Consider the following 19,169-nt stretch of genomic DNA (forward strand, 5'->3'; position numbering starts at 1 on the left):
GCCGATTGAGCCGGCCGGTGCCGCCGGCCGCGGCCCGGCGCACGCCTTCACATTCTTTCGATCTCCCAATGGCCGGCCCGCTTGGCCGGCATCGGCCCATCGCATGGACAGGCACGGGCGCGCCGTGCTAGCGTGACGCGCCCGTTCGGGGCCGGGCCGGCCGACGCGCCCGACGACACCTGAGAGACCGAATACCTTGAAATATCGAACCAAACGGCGCTTCGCGGCCCGGGTCGGCCGCGTGCTGGCCGTCGTCGCGTGCGTCTGGGCCGCGGCGGCCGCCGCGATCGTCGTCCATGGCATGCGGATGCCGAGCGACCCGGCGGACGTCGCCGTGATCTTCGGCAACGCGCTCGACGCAACCGGCGCGCCGAAGCCCGTGCTCGCGGCCCGGCTCGATGTCGGCGTGCGTTGTTACCGCGCGGGACAGTGCCCGGCGTTTCTGGTCAGCGGCGCGATCGACGGCCCCGGGCTGAACGAGGCGACGGCCATGCGCGACTACCTCGTGGCGCGCGGCGTGCCGGCGGACCGGATCGCCGTCGACGACCAGGGCGACAACACGCTCGCGACCGCGCAGCACACGCTGGCCTACCTGCGCGCGCATCGCCTGTCGCGCGTGCTGATCGTCAGCCAGTATTACCACCTCGCGCGGGCGCGCCTCGCGTTCGAGCGCGTCGGCATTGCGCGGTCGAACATCTCCGCCGCGTATCCGCGCCGCTTCCAGTGGCGCGACGTCTATTCGAGCTGGCGCGAGGTGCCGGCCTACGCGGTGTATGCGGTGCGGTTGTGGATCAATCCCGATGCGCGGCCGGTTTCGTTTCGGCCGATGCTTTATCTGATGCGCCTGTTTTCGTGACGGGGCGGCCCGGAAGCGCGCGCTTCCGGTGCGGGCGGTTTCGTCGTTACTCCGGTTTCCTGTCGTCTCGCGCCGGCCGCGCGAGTGTCACGGGCACTGAATAAATAATAACGATTCGCGTTTCAGATGCCTTGCGAGGCTGAAAATCAAAACAATTTCGCCGACAGTTCCATAATCCAGATCCGATCGATTTATTAAGCGGATGTTGGTTATCTAAATGGATCATTCGTCACGGTGAAAATATTGCACCGCAAAATCCCCGTGTATTGCATCAGGGCGATATATCGGTGTTTCCACCGATGCGGCACAACCGTTCTCTTTGCGAAAAATCAAGGAAAGCCGGCGAAGAATGTGTCGCGTGTTATTGCTGCGCGTCTGTCAGAAAGTAAAGAAACTACATAATAGTCGGCCGTTGATCCGATGGGAAAATATCGACTGGAAAACGGTTTGACTTTGATATAGCCTAGTCTGACGAAAGCGCGTGGTAATCAAATCAACCAGAAAGTCGCTGCAGAAACCAGGGGCCGCCATCATGTCATTCGACTAGTTCCGCAGCTGCATTCCCGGGCCGATCAAAAAACTCATCACGAATAAACCGACAGCGCATCGCGATTGCCGGGGAGGACGCTTTTATCCGCGATTTTCTGCTGCGTGCCGGCCGTTGCGGCCGCAATACCAATACCAAAGCCGAAATCAATAAAGAGGGAAAGCATGAACCCTGTCCGTCCGAAAAAAGCGAGTGAGCCGTTTCCGAGACTGCTGTTGCCCACCGGCGTGTTTCTCGCGCTGTCGGGCGCGGGCATCGTCCCCGCCTATGCGACCTGCAGCACGGCGGGCACTACGGTGACCTGTTCCGGCGTCGCGAATCCGCTGGCGCCCAGTTATTCGAATAGCGCCAACAACTTGAACGCGACGGTCAATCCCGGTGCAAGCGTCGGCGTGCTGCTCGGTGTCGGCGGCACGGCGATGTCGTTGACCGGCAGTAACGTCACGCTGACCAACAACGGCACGATCGACCCGTCGGCGCTCGGCTCGGGGCTCGGCGTGCTGTCGAGCGGTACGGTGATCGGCAACGCGGCGGCGAGCACCACGACCGTGACCAACAACGGCACGATGATGGGCTCGACCGGCGTCGCGATCAGCGGCGTGACGGGCATGGCGCTGTCGGTTCAAAACGGCACGGGCGGCACGTCGACGATTACGAACACGGGTACGATCGGCTCCTCCCCACTGGTCGGCGCGACCCTCGTCGGCGCCGATGCGCCGGTGGTCGCCGCCTACGGCGGCGGCACGGTCAACATGACGAACAGCGGGACGATCACCGGTCGCGTGTCGCTGGGTTCGAGCGGCACACCGGGACTGGGCAATACGTTCACCAACTCGGGCACGATCAACGGCGGCGTGTCGATGGGGGCGAACAGCACGAATACGTTCAATGCCGTGACGGGCTCGTCGGTCAATACGGCCGGCGGCACCGGCGGCGCGTTCAACATCACGGTCGGCCCGGTCACGCTCGGCGTGGCGGCAACCGGCGTCGTCGACGGCGGCGCGGGCGGCAACAATACGCTCAACCTGCAGCAGGGCGTCGCGGCGAACGGCACGATCGCGGTCAACAACTACATCAACTTCAATCACCTCGACGTCACGAGCGGCAACTGGACGATCAACGGCGCGTCCACCGCGCAGGACGCGACGCTGTCGGGCGGCGTGGCGATCATCAACGACAACGCGTCGCTCGGCACCGGTACCGTCACCGGTAACGGCGGTGCGCTGCAGGCGGGCACGGCGGGGCTCGACGTGTCCAACAACGTGTCGCTCGGCGTGGGCGGCCTGACGGTGCAGGGCGCGACCGGGCTGACGCTGTCCGGCGCGGTGTCGGGTGGCGGTGCGCTGACGAAGAACGACGGCGGCACGCTGACGCTGTCCGGCGCGAACAGCTACACGGGCGGCACGAACCTGAACGCAGGCGGCCTGGTGGTCGGCAACAATTCGGCGCTCGGCACCGGCGCGCTGAACGTCAACGCGTCGGCGTCGCTCGACACGAGCACCAACGTGACGCTCGCCAACACGGTCAATCTCGCGACCGGGTCGACGCTGACGCTCGGCGGCAGCAACGATCTCGGGCTGACCGGCACGATCGGCGGAAGCGGCGGCCTCACGAAGAACGGCGCGGCGACCACGACGCTGAGCGGCACGAATACGTATACGGGCGACACGACCATCAACAGCGGCACGCTCGCGCTGAGCGGGGCCGGCAGTCTGTCGGCGACCGGCACGGTCAACCTGACCGGTGCGGGCGCAACGTTCGACATGAGCACTGCGTCGGGCGGGCGGACGATCGGCGCGCTGGCCGGCGCGGCCGGCACGAACGTGGACCTCGGCGCCAATTCGCTGACGCTCGGCGGCAGCGTCAATGCCACCTATGCCGGCACGATCGGCGGGTCCGGCAGCTTGACGCTGTCGGGTACCGGCACGCAATCGCTGACGGGCACGAACACGTACACGGGCGGCACGAACCTGAACGGCGGCAACCTCGTCGTCGGCAGCAATACGTCGCTCGGCCTCGGCGCGGTGAATGTCAACGGGTCGTCGACGCTCGATGCGACCACCAACGTGTCGCTCGCGAACGGCGTCAACATCGCGACGGGCACCACGCTGACCCTTGGCGGCAGCACCGATCTCGGCCTGGGTGGCGTGGTCGCGGGTGGCGGCGGTCTCGTGAAGAACGGCGCGGCGGCGCTCACGCTGTCCGGCGCGAACACCTACGCGGGCGGCACGGTGCTGAACGCGGGCAGCCTCGTGCTCGGCAACAGCGGGTCGCTGGGCACCGGCGCGCTGACCGTCGGCGGCGCGGCGACGCTCGATACGACCACGAGCCTGTCGGTCGGCAATGCGATCACCGTCGGCACGGGCGCCGCACTCACCCTGGGCGGCAGCAACAGTCTCACGCTCGGTGGCGCGATTTCCGGCGCGGGCAGCCTCGTGAAGGACGGCGCGGCGACCACGACGCTGACGGCTGCGAACACCTATACGGGCGGCACGACGATCAATGCCGGCACGCTGGCGCTCGGCGCGGGCGGCAGCCTCGCGGCAACGGGCACGGTGAACCTCGCCAACGCAGGTGCGGCGCTCGACATCAGCACGGGCAGTGCGCAGGCGATCGGCGCGCTGTCGGGCGTGGCGGGTACGAGCGTGAGCCTCGGCGCCAACGCGCTGACGCTGGGCGGTACGGCCAGCGGCACGTTCAGCGGCACGATCGGCGGCACCGGCAGCCTGACGCTCGCGGGTACCGGCACGCAGACGCTGAACGGCGCGAGCACCTACTCGGGCGGCACGAACCTCAATAGCGGCAGCCTCGTGCTCGGCAACGGCGGCGCGCTCGGTTCCGGCGTGCTGACCGTCGGCGGCGCGGCGACGCTCGATACGAATGCCGCGTTGTCGGTCGGCAATGCGGTCGATCTCGGCACGGGCGCCGCACTGACACTGGGGGGCAGCAACAGCCTCACGCTGGGCGGTGCGATTTCCGGCGCGGGCAGCCTCGTGAAAGACGGTGCGGCGACCACGACGCTGACGGGTGCGAACACGTACACCGGCGGCACGGCGATCAATGCCGGCACGCTTGCGATTGGCGCGGGCGGCAGCCTGGCATCGACCGGCACGATGAACCTTGCCGGTACTGGCGCGACGCTGGACCTGAGCGGCGCGACAGGCGGTCAAACGCTGGGCGCGCTGTCGGGCGTCGCGGGAACGAACGTCAACCTGGGCGCCAATGCGCTGACGCTGGGCGGGACCGCGAGCGGCACGTTCGGCGGGGTGATCGGCGGTACGGGCAGTCTCACGTTGGCGGGCACCGGCACGCAGACGCTGACCGGCACAAATATCTATACCGGCGGCACGAACCTCAATAGCGGCAGCCTCGTGCTCGGCAACGGCGGCGCGCTCGGTTCCGGTGCGCTGACCGTCGGCGGCGCGGCGACGCTCGATACGAATGCCGCGTTGTCGGTCGGCAATGCGGTCAATATCGGCACGGGCGCCGCGCTGACGCTGGGGGGCAGCAACAGCCTCACGCTGGGCGGTGCGATTTCCGGCGCGGGCAGCCTCGTGAAGGACGGCGCGGCGACCACCACGCTGACCGGCGCGAACACCTATACGGGCGGCACGACGATCAACGCGGGGACGCTGGCGCTCGGCGCAGGCGGCAGCCTGGCATCGACCGGCACGATGAATCTTGCCGGCGCGGGCGCGGCGCTGGACCTGAGCGGCGCGACAGGCGGTCAAACGCTCGGCGCGCTGTCGGGCGTCGCGGGAACGAACGTCAACCTGGGCGGCAACGCACTGACGCTCGGCGGCACGGCCAGCGGCACGTTCGGCGGGGTGATCGGCGGCACCGGCAGTCTCACGTTGTCGGGTACCGGCACGCAGACGCTGTCCGGCGCGAACACCTATACGGGCGGCACGACGATCGGCGCCGGCAGCACGCTGGCGCTCGGCGCGGGCGGCAGCCTTGCGTCCGGCAGCACGCTGGACCTCGCGGGCGCGGGGGCGACGTTCGACTTGAGCGGCGCGACGGCCGCGCAGACGCTCGGCACGCTGACCGGCGCGGCCGGCACGAACGTGAACCTCGGCGGCAACGGGCTGACGCTGAACGGCAACGGCAGCAGCACGTTCGGCGGCGCGATCGGCGGCACCGGCGGCCTGACGCTGGCCGGCAGCGGCACGCAGACGCTGACGGGCGCGAACACGTACACGGGCGGCACGACGATCAGCGGCGGCGGCACGCTCGCACTCGGCGCGGGCGGCAGCCTCGCATCGACCGGCGCGGTGGATCTCGCCAGCGCCGGTGCGACGCTCAATCTGAGCGGCGCGACCGGCACGCAGACGATCGGCACGCTGACCGGTGCGGCCGGCACCAATGTCGACCTCGGCACGAATGCGCTGACGCTGAATGGCGGCACCAACGGTACGTTCGGCGGCACGATCGGCGGGACGGGCGGTGTAACCGTCGCCGGCACGGGCACGCAAACGCTGACGGGCGCGAACACGTACTCCGGCGGCACGACGATCAACGGCGGCAGCACGCTCGCACTCGGCGCGGGCGGCAGCCTCGCGTCCGGCAGCGCGCTGAACCTCGCGGGCGCAGGGGCGACGTTCGACGTGAGCGGCGCGACGGCCGCGCAGACGCTCGGCACGCTGACCGGCGCGGCCGGTACGAACGTGAATCTCGGCGCGAATGCGCTGACGTTGAACGGCAGCGGCAACGGTACGTTCGGCGGCGCGATCGGCGGGACGGGCGGCGTGACGTTCGCCGGCACCGGCACGCAAACGCTGACGGGCGCGAACACGTACACGGGCGGCACGACGGTCAACGGCGGTAGCACGCTCGCACTCGGCGCGGGCGGCAGCCTCGCGTCGACGGGCGCGGTGAACCTCGCCGGCACGGGTGCGACGTTCGACGTGAGCGGCGCATCGGGCGCGCAGACGATCGGCGCACTGACCGGCGCGGCCGGCACGAACGTGACGCTCGGCGCGAATGCGCTGACGTTGAACGGCAGCGGCAACGACACGTTCGGCGGCACGATCGGCGGAACGGGCGGCGTGACGCTGGCCGGCACCGGCACGCAGACGCTGACGGGCGCGAACACGTACACGGGCGGCACGACGATCAACGGCGGCAGCACGCTCGCACTCGGCGCGGGTGGCAGCCTCGCGTCGACGGGCGCGGTGAATCTCGCGGGCACGGGCGCGACGTTCGACGTGAGCGGTGCGACCGGCGCGCAGACGATCGGCGGGCTGTCGGGCGCGGCCGGCACGAACGTGAATCTCGGTGCGAACGCGCTGGCGCTGAACGGCAGCGGCAGCAGCACGTTCGGCGGCACGATCGGCGGCTCGGGCGGCGTGACGGTGGCGAGCGGCACGCAGGTGCTGACCGGCGGCAACACGTACACGGGCGGCACCACGATCGCGGCCGGCGGCACGCTGCAACTCGGCAACGGCGGCACGTCGGGCAGCGTGGCCGGCGACGTCGTCGACAACGGTGCGCTCGTCGTCAATCAATCGGGCAACGTGACGATCGCGAGCGTGCTGTCCGGCACCGGCTCGCTGACCCAGGCCGGCAGCGGGCAACTGACGCTGACCGGCACGAGCACGCTGAGCGGCCCGACCACGGTCAGCGCGGGCACCCTCGCCGTCAACGGTTCGCTCGGCCAGTCGACCGTCACCGTGCAGAACGGCGCGACGGTGACGGGCACCGGCACGATCGGCGGCCTCGTGGTGCAGGGCGGCGCGACGGCGGCCGCCACGCAGCCGGGCGCGGCGCTGAACGTGGGCGGCAACGTCACGTTCCAGCCGGGTTCGACGTTCCAGGTCGCCGCCACGCCGCAGCAAAGCGGCAGCCTCGCGGCGAGCGGCACGGCGACGCTGAACGGCGGCACCGTACAGGTGCTCGCGAACCAGAGCACCTATCAGCCGGGCACGACGTACACGATCCTCAGCGCGTCGTCGGGCGTGCAGGGCGCGTTCGCCCAGGTGAACGCGAACTATGCGTTCCTGACGCCGACCCTCAGCTACGATCCGGCTCACGTGTATCTGCAACTGGCTCAGAACGGCACGGCGCTGCCCGACGTCGCGACGACGCCGAACCAGCGTTCGGTCGCGACCGCGGTGGCCGCGCTCGGCGCCGGCAATGCGCTGTACGACACGGTGCTGACGACCGACGCGCCGACCGCACGCCGCGCGTACGGGCTGCTCGGCGGCGAACTGCAGGCGAGCCTGAAGAGCATGCTGCTGCTCGACAGCCGCTACGTGCGTGACGCGGTGACCGATCGCGTCCGTCAGGGCCTCGCGCCCGGATCCGGCCCGCTCGCGGCCCTGTCGTCGGGCGGCGCCGCGCTGTGCGGCGACAACACGGCCGGCGTGGCCGATCCGACGCTGCCGCCGGAACGCCGGATCGGTTCGCGCGCCGGGTGCTACGGCGGGACGCCCTATCAGCCGGTCGTCTGGGGGCAGGCGTTCGGCGGCCGCAGCCGGCTCGGTGGCGACGGCAACGCATCGTCGATCAACCGCAGCATGACGGGCTTCATCGCCGGCGCCGACATGGCGCTCAACGACAAGTGGCGCGCGGGTCTGGCCGCGGGCGTCACGCACAGCTCGCTCGACAACGACCAGAGTTCGTCGGCGGCGGTGAACAGCTACTACGTGTCGCTGTACGGCGGCGCGCAGTATGGCGCGCTCGGCGTGCGCGGCGGCGCGTCGTACACGTGGTACCGGATCAACAGCGACCGCTATCCGGGCTTCGCGGGCTTCTCCGACCACGATTCGGCCGGCTACAACGCAAATTCGGCGCAGGTGTTCGGCGAAGTCGGCTACGCGCTGCCGGTCGGGCCGGTCGCGATCGAACCGTTCGCGGGCCTCGCGTATGTGAACCTGCATACCGACGGCTATACGGAAACCGGCGGCGCGGCCGCATTGCGCGCCGGCGGCGAGACGACCCACGTCGGCTTCTCGACGCTCGGCGTGCGTGCGGCGTCGCAGCTCGGCTCGATCGCGAGCGGCACGTTCACCGCGCGCGGGATGGTCGGCTGGCGGCATGCGTTCGGCAACGTGCGGCCGTCGTCGGCGTTCACGTTCGCGAACGGCGGCACGTCGTTCCAGGTGTCGGGCGTGCCGATTGCTCGCGACAGCGCGGTGCTCGAGGCCGGCATCGACGCGAACATCACGAAGCGCCTGACGCTCGGCCTCACGTACAGCGGCCAATACGGCAGCGGCGTGCGCGACAACGCGATCCTCGGCAACATCCTGTGGAAATTCTGACCGGCAACTGACGTGCCCGTACGCGGCGCGAGGCGACGAAGCAACGTCGCCTCGCGCCGCGGCCGTTTCGTCGCTGCGCACGTTCGCCGTTCTGGCCTATCCTGTGCGAAACACGCGACGCGCGCCGCGCGTTGCGCCTCGACACAGGAGCATCGATGCCGAATCACGCCGAAGCCACGACGACGCAGGCGCCGCAGGTCGCGCCGATTGCCCCGACCATCGCGTCGGGTCCCGCCTTCATCGCGCCCGAAGCCGATCCGCAGGTCCTCGCGCGCAACAACCAGTACGTATTGAAATCCGGCGACGCGTTCGTGGTCAGCGACGCGCTCGGCGACATCGGCGGGCATGACGACGGCCTGTTCGTCGACGACATGCGCGTGCTGTCGACCTGGCGCCTGACGTTCGGCGGCCGCGCGCCGTCGCTGCTGTCGGGCGCGACGAGCGCCGACAACGCGTCGTTCACCGCGCACCTGACGAACCGCCCGCTGCCGCCGCTCGGCGGCAAGGAGACGCCCGAGGGCGTGATCCACATCGAGCGCATGCGCGTGCTCGCGGGCGACGTGCTGTACGAGGCGCTGACGCTGACGAACTACGGCGCGAGCGAAGCCGAGGTGCCGCTGTCGCTGTCGTTCGCGGCCGATTTCAAGGACATGTTCGAAGTGCGCGGCACGCAGCGGCCGAAGCGCGGCACGGTCGGCGCGCCGCGCGTCGACGCGGGCGCGGTGCGGCTGCGCTACGACGGCCTCGACGGCGTGGAGCGCAACGTGACCGTGCATTTCTCGCCGGCGCCCGACGCGCTGTCGGTCGATCGTGCCGACTACACGCTGACGATCGCCGCGCAGGCGTGCGTGTCGATCTACCTGACCGTCGATGCGACGCTCGGGCCCGCGCAGGCCGAAGGGCCCGGATGCGGCCGCGTCGCGCTGCGCACCGCGCTCGTCGGCGTGCATCGCGAGATGCGCGCGCGGCGCGAGTCGATGGCGCGCGTGAACACCGGCAATCCGCTGTTCGACGCGTGGCTCGATCGTTCGCTCGCGGATCTCGGGCTGCTCACGACGCAGCTCGACACGGGGCCGTACCCGTATGCGGGCATTCCGTGGTTCTCGACGCCGTTCGGCCGCGACGCGATCATCACGTCGCTGCAGATGCTGTGGCTGCAGCCGTCGCTCGCGCGCGGCGTGCTGCGCTTTCTCGCCGAGCATCAGGCGCGCGAGACCTCCGCGTTCCGCGACGCGGAGCCCGGCAAGATCATGCACGAGTTCCGCCGCAGCGAGATGGCCGCGACCGGCGAAGTGCCGTTCGCGCTGTACTACGGCGGCGTCGATACGACTCCGCTGTTCATCGTGCTTGCGGGCGCCTATGCCGAACGCACCGGCGACGATGCGCTGATCGACGAGCTGTGGCCCGCGCTCGAGCGCGCCGCGCAATGGGTGATCGACAAGTGCGACCGCAACCCGTACGGGCTGCTCGATTACCAGCGCACGTCGGAGCGCGGCCTCGCGAACCAGGGCTGGAAGGACAGCCACGATTCGGTGTTCCACGCGGATGGCCGTTTCCCGGATGGGCCGATCGCGCTCGTCGAAGTGCAGGCCTATGCGTGCGCGGCGCTCGACGCGATGTCGGCGTGCTCGCGTCGGCGCGGCCATGCGACCGACGCGACGCGCTACGCGTCGCGCGCGAAGACGCTGCGCGACCAGGTCGATGCGCTGTTCTGGATGCCGGAAGGCGATTTCTACGGGATCGCGCTCGACGGTCATGGCGAGCTGTGCCGCGTGTTCGCGTCGAACGCGGGCCACCTGCTGGCATTCGGGCTGCCCGACGCCGAGCGCGGCGCGGCGGTCGCCGGCGTGCTCGGCTCGGCGCTGTTCCAGACGGGCTGGGGCATCCGCACGCTGGCGGCCGGCCAGCCGCGCTTCAATCCGATGGCCTATCACAACGGTTCGGTGTGGCCGCACGACAATGCGCTGATCGCGCGCGGCCTGGCGCGCTACGGCGACAAGACGGCCGCGGTGAATCTGCTGCGTGCGCTGTTCGAGGCGGCGGTGAGCTTCGAGATGCGCCTGCCGGAGCTGTTCTGCGGGTTCCCGCGCCGGCGCGGCGAACCGCCGACCGCGTATCCGGTGGCCTGCCTGCCGCAGGCGTGGGCGGCCGGCGCGCCGTTCATGATGCTGCAGGCTTGCCTCGGCGTGAGCATCGACGCGTCGCGCCACGAGGTGCGCGTCGAGCGTCCGGCCTTGCCGGAAGGCGTCGACTGGTTGCGGATCGATGCGCTGCGCGTCGGCGACGAAACCGTGTCGCTGACGTTCCGCCGCGTCGACGGCCAGGTCATCGCGGCGGCCGAGCGGCCGGGCCGCGTGCAGGTGGTCGCGGTGCTGTAGCGCGGTGTCGCGCGAACGTTGCGCGATGTCGTGCCACATTCGCGCGCGGCGGCATAGAATCGTGACATGACCCTTGAACGATGGCGGAGGTAGACGATGACGACCGACAAGCGGCCCGACGACGGCGAGCACAAGCTCGAGAACCTCGAAGCGGCGGTCGACCACCTGCACAAGTCGATCGAATCGCAGAGCATCGCGGTCGGCGCGGCGAAGGGCATCCTGTTCAGCCTGATCGAAACGCTCGGCGCGCTGATCGGCGATCCCGATCTGCCCGAGCATGCGCGTTCCGGCTACGAAGCGCTGCGCGACAAGGCGAGCGAATTGCGCGGCGGCCTCGACCGTCATTGATGCGCGGGCGGCGCACGCGCTGCCCGATTCGGTGGACGCGGCACAAAACCCCGTGCGCTCAATCAGTTAGGTGCCCGATACGCAGGATATCCACAAGCTTGCCAACACAATCTGTGGAGAACCGCCCGGCCGTGGGCCCGGCACGCCGCGCGTGCACGGCGTGCGGTTCGACAACCGTTCCGGTGCCACACCATTGACCGGTCAAGGTCCGTGAATCGAATCCCCTTGTGTATCAAGATGTTACGCATCCGATCTGACGGATATCCACAGGCTTGCCAACAAAATCTGTGGACAACTCGCAATCGATTGCGTCGCATTGGTTGAGGATCCGATGGGAACGCGATGCGTGCGCGAAGCCCGTGCGCAAAGGCTGCCCGCTCCCTGTACCGGCACGCTAATGCGTGCGCGATCAAGGGCTTAGGCCCCGGGTACCCAGGATATCCACATCCTTGCCAACACTTTCTGTGGACAAGCGAGGCCGCGTTACCCGGCCGCCGCCGCGCCGGCCGCTTCCGCGACGATCCAGTCGCGAAAGAGCGTCATCGCGGGCGTCAGCGGTTTCGACTTCAGCGACGTGAGCCAGTAGCCGCCCGCGCGCACGTCGATGTCGAGCGGTCGTGCGAGCTGGCCGAGCTGCAGTTCGCGCGCGAACATGCAGGCCGGCGCGAGCGCGACGCCCGCGCCCTGCATCGCGGCCTCGACCATCAGCCGCGACGAATCGAACACGGGCCCGTTGACGGCCCACGGTTCGAGCTGCGCGGCGTCGAACCAGCCGAGCCACTCGTCGGTGCGGTACGAGCGCAGCAGCGTTTCGTTCGCGAGATCGGCCGGCTGCGCGATGCGCCGCGCAATGTCCGGCACGCACAGCGCGGTGAGCGGCGCATCGAGCAGCCGCTCGTTGCGCGTCGCCGGCCAGTTGCCTTCACCGAAGCGGATCGCGAAATCGAGGCCCTCGCCGGCGAGATCGACGACGTTGTTGTTGGTCCGCAGCCGCAGCTCGACGAACGGGTGCGTGTCGCCGAACTGCTTCAGTCGCGGCATTAGCCAGCCTAGGGCAAAGGTGCCGACGACGCCGAGCGTCAGCACCTCGTGGAAACGTCCGCCGTCGAACTGCTTGAGCACCGTCTCGATGCGGCTGAACGCGTCGCTCAGCACCGGCAGCAGCGCGCGGCCCTCGTCGGTCAGCCCGAGACCGCGCGGCAGCCGCGTGAACAGCGTGCAGCCGAGCCGCTCCTCGAGCGAGCGTACTTGCTGGCTGACGGCGGCCTGGGTCACGCTCAGCTCGAGGCCGGCGCGCGTGAAGTTCAGATGGCGCGCCGACGATTCGAACGCGCGCAATGCATTGAGCGGAAGATGAGGGCGGAGCTTCGTCATAAGAATTTCTTTTGTCAGCGCTCAATTATCGTTGCTTGTCAGGCAACCGTAAAGTCTCGATAGTGCTGTCTCGGCGGCCGGCCGTTCTCCACGCGTCAACCACGTTTCGCCGCCATTCCACCACGAGACAACCGACATGACCTACTCATCGAAACGTCGAACCCTGTTGCTGGCCGCCGCGACGGCGCCGCTCGTTTTCACCGTCACCGCGTGCGCGTCGCGACAGGCCGCCGCGCCGGACGAAGCCACGGCGGCAGCGGCGGCTGCCGCGGATCCGATTGCGCCGGCCGCGGCGGCGGCGACGCTTGCCGACCTCGAGCGCGACGCGGGCGGCCGTCTCGGCGTGTGCGCGATCGACACGGCGAGCGGCCGGGTCATCGAGCATCGCGCGGCCGAGCGCTTCCCGTTCTGCAGCACGTTCAAGGCGATGCTGAGCGCGGCGGTGCTCGCGCGGAGCGTCGAGCGGCCGGGCTTGCTGCAACAGCGCGTGACGTATACGAAGGCCGACCTCGTCAACTATTCGCCGGTGTCGGAGAAGCATGTCGGCGCGGGCATGACGGTCGCCGCGCTGTGCGAGGCCACGATCCAGTACAGCGACAACTCGGCCGCGAACCTGCTGATGAAGCTGATCGGCGGCCCGTCGGCGGTGACCGCCTACGCGCGCTCGATCGGCGACGACACGTTCCGGCTCGATCGATGGGAGACCGAACTGAATACCGCGCTGCCGGGCGACCCGCGCGACACGACGACGCCCGCCGCGATGGCCGCCAGCCTGCGCGTGCTGACGCTCGGCGACGCATTGCCGGCCGCGCAGCGCGCGCAGCTCGTCGCTTGGCTGCGCGGCAACAAGGTCGGCGACAAGCGGATTCGTGCGGGCGTGCCGGCCGGGTGGGCGGTCGGCGACAAGACCGGCACCGGCGACTACGGGACGACGAACGACGCGGGCGTCATCTGGCCGACGTCGCGCGCGCCGATCGTGCTGGCCGTGTACTACACGCAGGCTCGCGCCGATGCGCGGGCAAAGGACGACGTGATCGCGTCGGTCGCGCGGATCGTCGCGCAGACGTTCGGTTGAGCGGTACGGCACGGCGCGCGTGGTGAGATCCGCGGGCGCGCCGTGCCGCAGTCGTGACCCGCGCGCTCAAACGTTGTGCGATCAACGACTTAGCTCGCGCATGCTCAGGATATCCACATGCTTGCCAACAAAAATTGTGGACAAGCCTGCGCGCTGCGTCGCGCGGCGTGACACGCGCCGTCGTGCCGTGTTTGAAGCAGTGCCGACAAAGTCTTTCGGATCAAGCGCTTGGCCGCGGTATGCGCAGGCTATCCACACGCTTGCCAACAAAAATTGTGGACAAGCAGGGCAGGCGGCGTGGCAGGCGGCGCTTCACGTGCCGAGGCGACACGCAACCGGCGTTTGCGCGGCCGTGTGCCGGTTTCGAAGCAGCGCGAACAAAGTCTTTCGGATCAAGCGCTTGGTCGCGGTATGCGCAGGCTATCCACATGCTTGCCAACACAATCTGTGGGTAAGTGGCGCATCGCCGTGGCGTCGTGATGCGAAGTGCGGCGAAGCGGTGTGCGCGGTGGCCATGGCGCGCGCCGCGTCTGCATCACGCGTGCCAAAGTCCATCGGATCAAGGGTTTAGCGTCGTGGTGCGCAGGATATCCACAAGCTTGCCAACATTTTCTGTGGAGAAGTCCGCATTCGCGATGCGGCGGGATGCCACGCATTGCCACGCTTCGCACGGCGGCTCACGCGGTGCAGATACCGGCCACGCCGACCTTCTGGAACAGGTGCGGGCTGACGACGGCGGACGACGGATAGGCCGACAGCTTCGCGACGAATTCCGGATGCGTGAAGGCCGCGCGAAACGCGTCCGTCGATTCCCAGATCGCGTAGTTCAGGTAGGTCGGGCTGTCGCCGAGCGCGCGATGAAGCTGCGTCGAGATGAATCCCGGCTGCCGCTTCATGAACGCCGCATCGTCCTTCCAGACGGCGAGAAAGTCGGCTTCGTCGGCGGGCGCCAGCGTGAACACGTTGACGAGCACGACCGGCTCCGCGTCGATCGCGATCTGTTGCTGGATCGGGCAGGCCGGATCCATCGGCTTGAACTGAGGCATGGGCACTCCTGGCGGGGTAGAGGGAAAGCGGGCGGTCACGCGCGGCCGTCCTGGCCGTGCGCGCCGGACATCGCCGACAGCACGCGAAGCGCCGCGTCGAGATCGGCCGAACTGAAGTCGCCGGCGATGTCGCGGACATGCCGCTGCCATTGCTCGACCACGGCCTGATAGGCTGCTTCGCCGCGAGGCGTCAGCGCATACAACGGCGAGCGCTTGTGCGCCGGATTGGGCAACGACAGCACCAGCGCTTCGTCGGTCAGCACGTTGATCTGTTTCAGGACGGCTTGCCGCGTGATGCCCATCGCATCGGCGATCTGCGGGATGGTCGGCGCGTCCGGCGCCATCGAGATCGCGCCCAGCACCTGCCAGCGCGCACTCGTCAAGCCGTGCGGCCCGGCGAACGTGTTGCCCCATTCGATCAGCAGGCCGTTCAACCGGAATACGGACAGCGCGACGGCGGTCAACTTGTCGGATTTCGTCATATCCCGCTCGGGTCGTAAATTGACAACTAGTTTACGTTATAGACAACTGGTTGTCAAATTGACGGATCGAGCGGATCGTCCACGACAACTTGCGCGAGCGCGTGCGTGCTCCGCTCCGGCGCATTTGCCGCGCACGTACGACAAACCCTTTCCGATCAAGGGCTTGGTGCCGTTAATGGAAGGTTGTCCACAAGCTTGCCAACATAATCTGTGGACAAGCCGCCCGCCGCGCGCATCAGGCCGGCCGTGGGAAGCGCACCGTGACGGTCAGCCCGCGCCCGCCGCGCGTGGTGCCGAGCGCGACGGTCGCGCGATGCTGTTCGGCGATTCGCTTGACGATCGACAACCCGAGCCCGCTGCCCGACGACGTGACCGCCTGCGCGCCTTCGCCGCGATAGAAGCGTTCCCACACGTCCGTGCGTTCGGCCTCCGGAATGCCGGGGCCGTCGTCGGCCACTTCGAGCACGGGTGTCGCGCCGTCGATGCGCGCCGACACGTCGACGCGCGCGCCTTCGCCCGCATAGCGGATCGCGTTGTCGACGAGGTTGTTCAGCAGCACGCGCAATGTGTCGACATTGCCCGATGCCATCACGGGTGCGTCGACGATCGCGCCGAGATCGATCCGGTGCGCATCGGCGACGCGCGCGCGGTCCGACACCACCGAGCGGCACAGCGCGGCGAGATCGACCGGCGACGATGCGGCGGCGGCGGCCTGCGCATCCGGTTCGAGGCGCGCGAGCGTCAGCAACTGTTCGGCGAGGTGGCCGAGGCGCGTCGTGCCCGCATGGATCTGCGCGAGGATGTGCTCGCGTTCCTCGGCCGTCGCCGCGCGGCGCAGCAATTGCGACTGGATCGACAGCCCCATGATCGGCGTGCGCAGTTCGTGCGCGGCATCGGCGATGAAGTGCCGCTGCAGCGTGAACGAGCGGTCGAGGCGGGCGAGCAGGTCGTTGATCGCTTCGGCGAGCGGGCGAACCTCGTTCGGCATCGAGGCGACGTCGACCGGTTCGAGATTGTTCGCATTCCTGCGTTTCAGGCCGGACGCGATCGCCCGCAATGGCCGCAGCCCCGCGCCGATGCCGAACCACAGGCCGAGCGCGAGCAGCGGCAGCATCGAGAACACGGGCCACAGTAGGTGGACGGCGATGCCCGCGATCGCCTCCCAGCGCGCATGCCGCGCCTGCGCGAGCCGGATCGTCGTGCCGCCGCGCTCGGTCACATAGGTGCGCCACGGCTGGCCGCCGACGTCGACGCTCGCGATGCCCTGCTGCGCGGGCGGCGGCAGCTTCGAATCGCGGTCGGTCGAATACACGAGCGTGCCGTTGCGCCACACCTGCAGCAGCACCGCATCGGGGTCGCTCGCTTCGAAGCCGTGCTTGCCCTTGGCGTGGTTGCTGAACGACAGCTCGCCGTTCGGGCCGACGACGATCTGTTTCGACATGCTGCGCATCTGGTCGTCGAGCAGGTCGTCGAGTTCGCGTAGCGCGCCCCAGTAGGTGCCGGCGCTCGCGACCAGGCCGATCACGCACGCGGCCGGCAGCAGCCACGTCAGCAGGCGCCGCCGCAGCGACGCGTTGCGCCAGCGCGCGACCGCGCGTTGCATCCGCGTCACGTGCCGTCCCCGATCCGGTAGCCGACGCCGCGCACCGTGCGGATCATGTCGTGGCCGAGTTTCTTGCGCAGGTTGTGGATATGCACCTGCACCGCGTTGCTCTCGATTTCCTCGCCCCAGCTGTACAGCCGTTCCTCGAACTGTTCGCGCGAAATCACCGCGCCCGGTTCGCGCATCAGTTCGTGCAGCAGCACGAATTCCTTCGGCGACAGCGGCACTTCGTCGTCGTCGAGCCAGACGAGGTGCTTGACGGGATCGAGCCGCAGCGGGCCGATCGCGAGCGTCGTCTGCGCGCGGCCCGCATGGCGGCGGGTGACCGCGCGGATGCGGGCGAGCAATTCGTCGAGCTCGAACGGCTTGACCAAATAATCGTCCGCGCCGCTGTCGAGGCCCGCGATGCGGTCGGGCACGCCGTCGCGCGCGGTGATGATGATCGCAGGCAGGTTGTCGTCGCGGCGGCGCAGCGCGGCGAGCACCGACAAACCGTCGCGGTTCGGCAGCCCGAGATCGAGCAGCAGCAGCCCGTAGCCGGTCGTACGCAGCGCGAGCGACGCGGCGTCGCCGTCCTTCACCCAGTCGACCGCGAAGCCTTCCTGTTTGAGGCCCTGTTCGAGCCCGCTGCCGATCAGCGGATCGTCCTCGACGAGCAGTACGCGCATGGCTTTCGTGTCTCTCCAACGGGGGCGCCGCGGCGCCCGGGATGGTCATGATAAGCGCACGCGTCTTAGGCGAAGCTTAAATGCGCGCGATGTGCGCCTCGCTTTCGTACTCGTCCAATGCGGCACCGTGTCACGTCGGTACGCCCTTCAGGTTTGCTTAATCTTACGGTCCGTAATCTGGCGCCGTCGCGTTCAACGGAGCGCGGCGCCATATCGAAGAAGAGGACCGAGATCATGAAACACCTGGCCAGAATCCTGGCGGTTGCGCTCGTCGCGCTGCCTGCCGCCGTCCATGCGCAATACACGGGGCCGTCCGCGCTGACGACGACGACCGTGAAGGAGTTGCTCGCCAACGGCCGCGACGATCAGCACGTGCAGTTGCAGGGGCGCATCGTCAAGCACGTCGGCGGCGAGGATTACGAGTTCGCCGACGCCACCGGCACGATCCGCGTCGAGATCGACCACAAGCTGTGGGCGGCGGGCCAGCCTGTCAGCGACCAGAACGAGGTGAAGCTGACCGGCGAATTCGAGCGCAAATGGTCGGGTGGCGTGAAGGTCGACGCCGATCACGTCGAAGTGCTGCGTTGACCGGTGGGCGCGGGGCCGGTGATACCATGGACGACCGGTTCCCGTTCCCACCAAGATGGCCGCCAATTTCGACGAACTCGCGTCCCGGATCCGGGCGCAATTTTCCGAGCTGAGCCCGCAATTCCAGGCGGGCGCCGCCTTCCTGCTCGATCATCCCGACGAAGTCGCCACGTCGTCGATGCGCAAGGTCGCGCAGCGCGCGCAGGTGCAGCCTGCGTCGCTCGTGCGGCTCGCGCAGCAATTCGGCTTTCCCGGCTGGAACGAGCTGCGCGACCTGTGCGTCGCGCGCGTGCGCACGCGTCCCGAGCCGCTCACGCAGCGCGCGCGTTCGCTCGTGCGGCCCGACGCGAAGGCGTCGCTCGCGCACGATCTGCTCGCCGCGCAGCAGCACAACCTGTCGGCGACCGCCGCGCAGAACGAGCACGCGCTCGCGGATGCGGCGAAGCTTATCCGCAAGGCATCGCACGTGCACGTGGCGGGGTTTCGCTCGTGCTATCCGGTCGCGTTCGGTTTCGTCTACGGCTACCGCCTGTTCCGTCCGACCGTGTCGCTGCTCAACGGTGTCGCCGGTTCGCTCGAAATGGAGCTGCGCACGATCGCGAAGCAGAGCGTGACGGTGATCATCAGCTTCGCGCCGTATTCGGCCGAGGCGACGCGCGTCGCGCAGGCGGCGAAAGCGCAGGGCAGCAAGATCGTCGCGATCACGGACAGCGCGGTGTCGCCGATCGCGCTGCATGCGGACGCGCAATTGATCTTCACGCACGACAGCCCGTCGTTCTTTCCGTCGCTGGTGGCCGCGCATGCGATGGCCGAGGCGCTCGTCGCGCAGTTGCTGGCGCTCGAAGGCAGCGATGCGGTCGCGGCGCTCGAGCGGACCGAAGCGGAACTGCACGCAAAGGGCGCGTACGTCGTTTGACGGGCGCGGGATGTACGGCTTGTTGG

Annotated in this window: 13 protein-coding genes; 7 read left to right on the top strand and 6 right to left on the bottom strand. The window is 68.8% G+C overall.

Features of this window, described 5'->3' with window-relative positions:
* The first annotated feature begins 196 nt into the window (after positions 1 to 196).
* Positions 197 to 856 carry a YdcF family protein gene (locus tag HWX55_RS01605; RefSeq protein WP_175973432.1) on the top strand — a complete coding sequence of 220 codons (660 nt, stop codon included), beginning with the start codon at positions 197 to 199 and terminating at the stop codon, positions 854 to 856.
* Between the two features lie 584 nt (positions 857 to 1,440).
* Here the strand turns inward: HWX55_RS01605 and HWX55_RS36285 are convergent.
* The gene (locus HWX55_RS36285; RefSeq protein ID WP_256975824.1) at positions 1,441 to 1,569 is read right to left on the bottom strand and encodes a hypothetical protein; all 129 of its coding nucleotides are present in this window, start codon (positions 1,567 to 1,569) and stop codon (positions 1,441 to 1,443) included.
* Here HWX55_RS36285 and HWX55_RS01610 point away from each other — a divergent pair.
* The 3 genes from HWX55_RS01610 (at position 1,568) to HWX55_RS01620 (ending at position 11,391) form a co-directional block, all read left to right on the top strand.
* Positions 1,568 to 8,665: an autotransporter-associated beta strand repeat-containing protein gene (locus HWX55_RS01610; RefSeq protein ID WP_175973434.1), complete on the top strand. Its 7,098-nt coding sequence runs from the start codon at positions 1,568 to 1,570 to the stop codon at positions 8,663 to 8,665. The genes HWX55_RS36285 and HWX55_RS01610 overlap by 2 nt on opposite strands.
* A 155-nt stretch (positions 8,666 to 8,820) precedes the next feature.
* The gene (locus HWX55_RS01615) at positions 8,821 to 11,043 is read left to right on the top strand and encodes an amylo-alpha-1,6-glucosidase (protein ID WP_175973436.1); all 2,223 of its coding nucleotides are present in this window, start codon (positions 8,821 to 8,823) and stop codon (positions 11,041 to 11,043) included.
* Between the two features lie 96 nt (positions 11,044 to 11,139).
* The gene (locus tag HWX55_RS01620) at positions 11,140 to 11,391 is read left to right on the top strand and encodes a hypothetical protein (protein ID WP_175973439.1); all 252 of its coding nucleotides are present in this window, start codon (positions 11,140 to 11,142) and stop codon (positions 11,389 to 11,391) included.
* Positions 11,392 to 11,874: 483 nt separating this feature from the next.
* On the opposite strand, the gene penR is transcribed toward HWX55_RS01620, so the two are convergent.
* Complete coding sequence (gene penR, locus HWX55_RS01625) at positions 11,875 to 12,765, bottom strand: beta-lactamase transcriptional regulator PenR (RefSeq protein WP_175973441.1); 891 nt, start codon at positions 12,763 to 12,765, stop codon at positions 11,875 to 11,877.
* 136 nt (positions 12,766 to 12,901) lie between these two features.
* On the opposite strand from penR, the gene blaPEN-B reads away from it, so the two are divergent.
* The gene (gene blaPEN-B / locus HWX55_RS01630; RefSeq protein ID WP_175973443.1) at positions 12,902 to 13,840 is read left to right on the top strand and encodes a PEN-B family class A beta-lactamase; all 939 of its coding nucleotides are present in this window, start codon (positions 12,902 to 12,904) and stop codon (positions 13,838 to 13,840) included.
* Positions 13,841 to 14,517: 677 nt separating this feature from the next.
* Here the strand turns inward: blaPEN-B and HWX55_RS01635 are convergent.
* The 4 genes from HWX55_RS01635 to HWX55_RS01650 form a co-directional block, all read right to left on the bottom strand.
* On the bottom strand, positions 14,518 to 14,886 hold the full coding sequence (locus HWX55_RS01635) for an antibiotic biosynthesis monooxygenase family protein (protein ID WP_175973445.1): 369 nt from the start codon (positions 14,884 to 14,886) through the stop codon (positions 14,518 to 14,520).
* Between the two features lie 35 nt (positions 14,887 to 14,921).
* A complete protein-coding gene (locus HWX55_RS01640) occupies positions 14,922 to 15,368 on the bottom strand; it encodes a MarR family winged helix-turn-helix transcriptional regulator (RefSeq protein ID WP_175973447.1) in 447 nt (148 codons plus the stop codon).
* A 235-nt stretch (positions 15,369 to 15,603) separates the two neighbouring features.
* Complete coding sequence (locus HWX55_RS01645; protein ID WP_175973449.1) at positions 15,604 to 16,980, bottom strand: ATP-binding protein; 1,377 nt, start codon at positions 16,978 to 16,980, stop codon at positions 15,604 to 15,606.
* Positions 16,977 to 17,639, bottom strand: a complete 663-nt coding sequence (locus tag HWX55_RS01650; RefSeq protein WP_175973451.1) for a response regulator — start codon at positions 17,637 to 17,639, stop codon at positions 16,977 to 16,979. Before HWX55_RS01650 ends, HWX55_RS01645 begins: the two co-directional genes overlap by 4 nt.
* 234 nt (positions 17,640 to 17,873) lie before the next feature.
* Here HWX55_RS01650 and HWX55_RS01655 point away from each other — a divergent pair, with 234 nt between their 5' ends.
* Positions 17,874 to 18,227, top strand: coding sequence for a NirD/YgiW/YdeI family stress tolerance protein (locus HWX55_RS01655; RefSeq protein ID WP_175973453.1), 354 nt, complete (start codon positions 17,874 to 17,876; stop codon positions 18,225 to 18,227).
* A gap of 55 nt (positions 18,228 to 18,282) precedes the next feature.
* Entirely contained in the window at positions 18,283 to 19,143 is an 861-nt protein-coding gene (locus tag HWX55_RS01660) for a MurR/RpiR family transcriptional regulator (protein ID WP_126368971.1), read from the top strand.
* The last annotated feature ends 26 nt before the right edge of the window (positions 19,144 to 19,169 follow it).

The organism is Burkholderia sp. BCC1047 (assembly GCF_902833155.1).
Lineage (GTDB): Bacteria > Pseudomonadota > Gammaproteobacteria > Burkholderiales > Burkholderiaceae > Burkholderia > Burkholderia sola.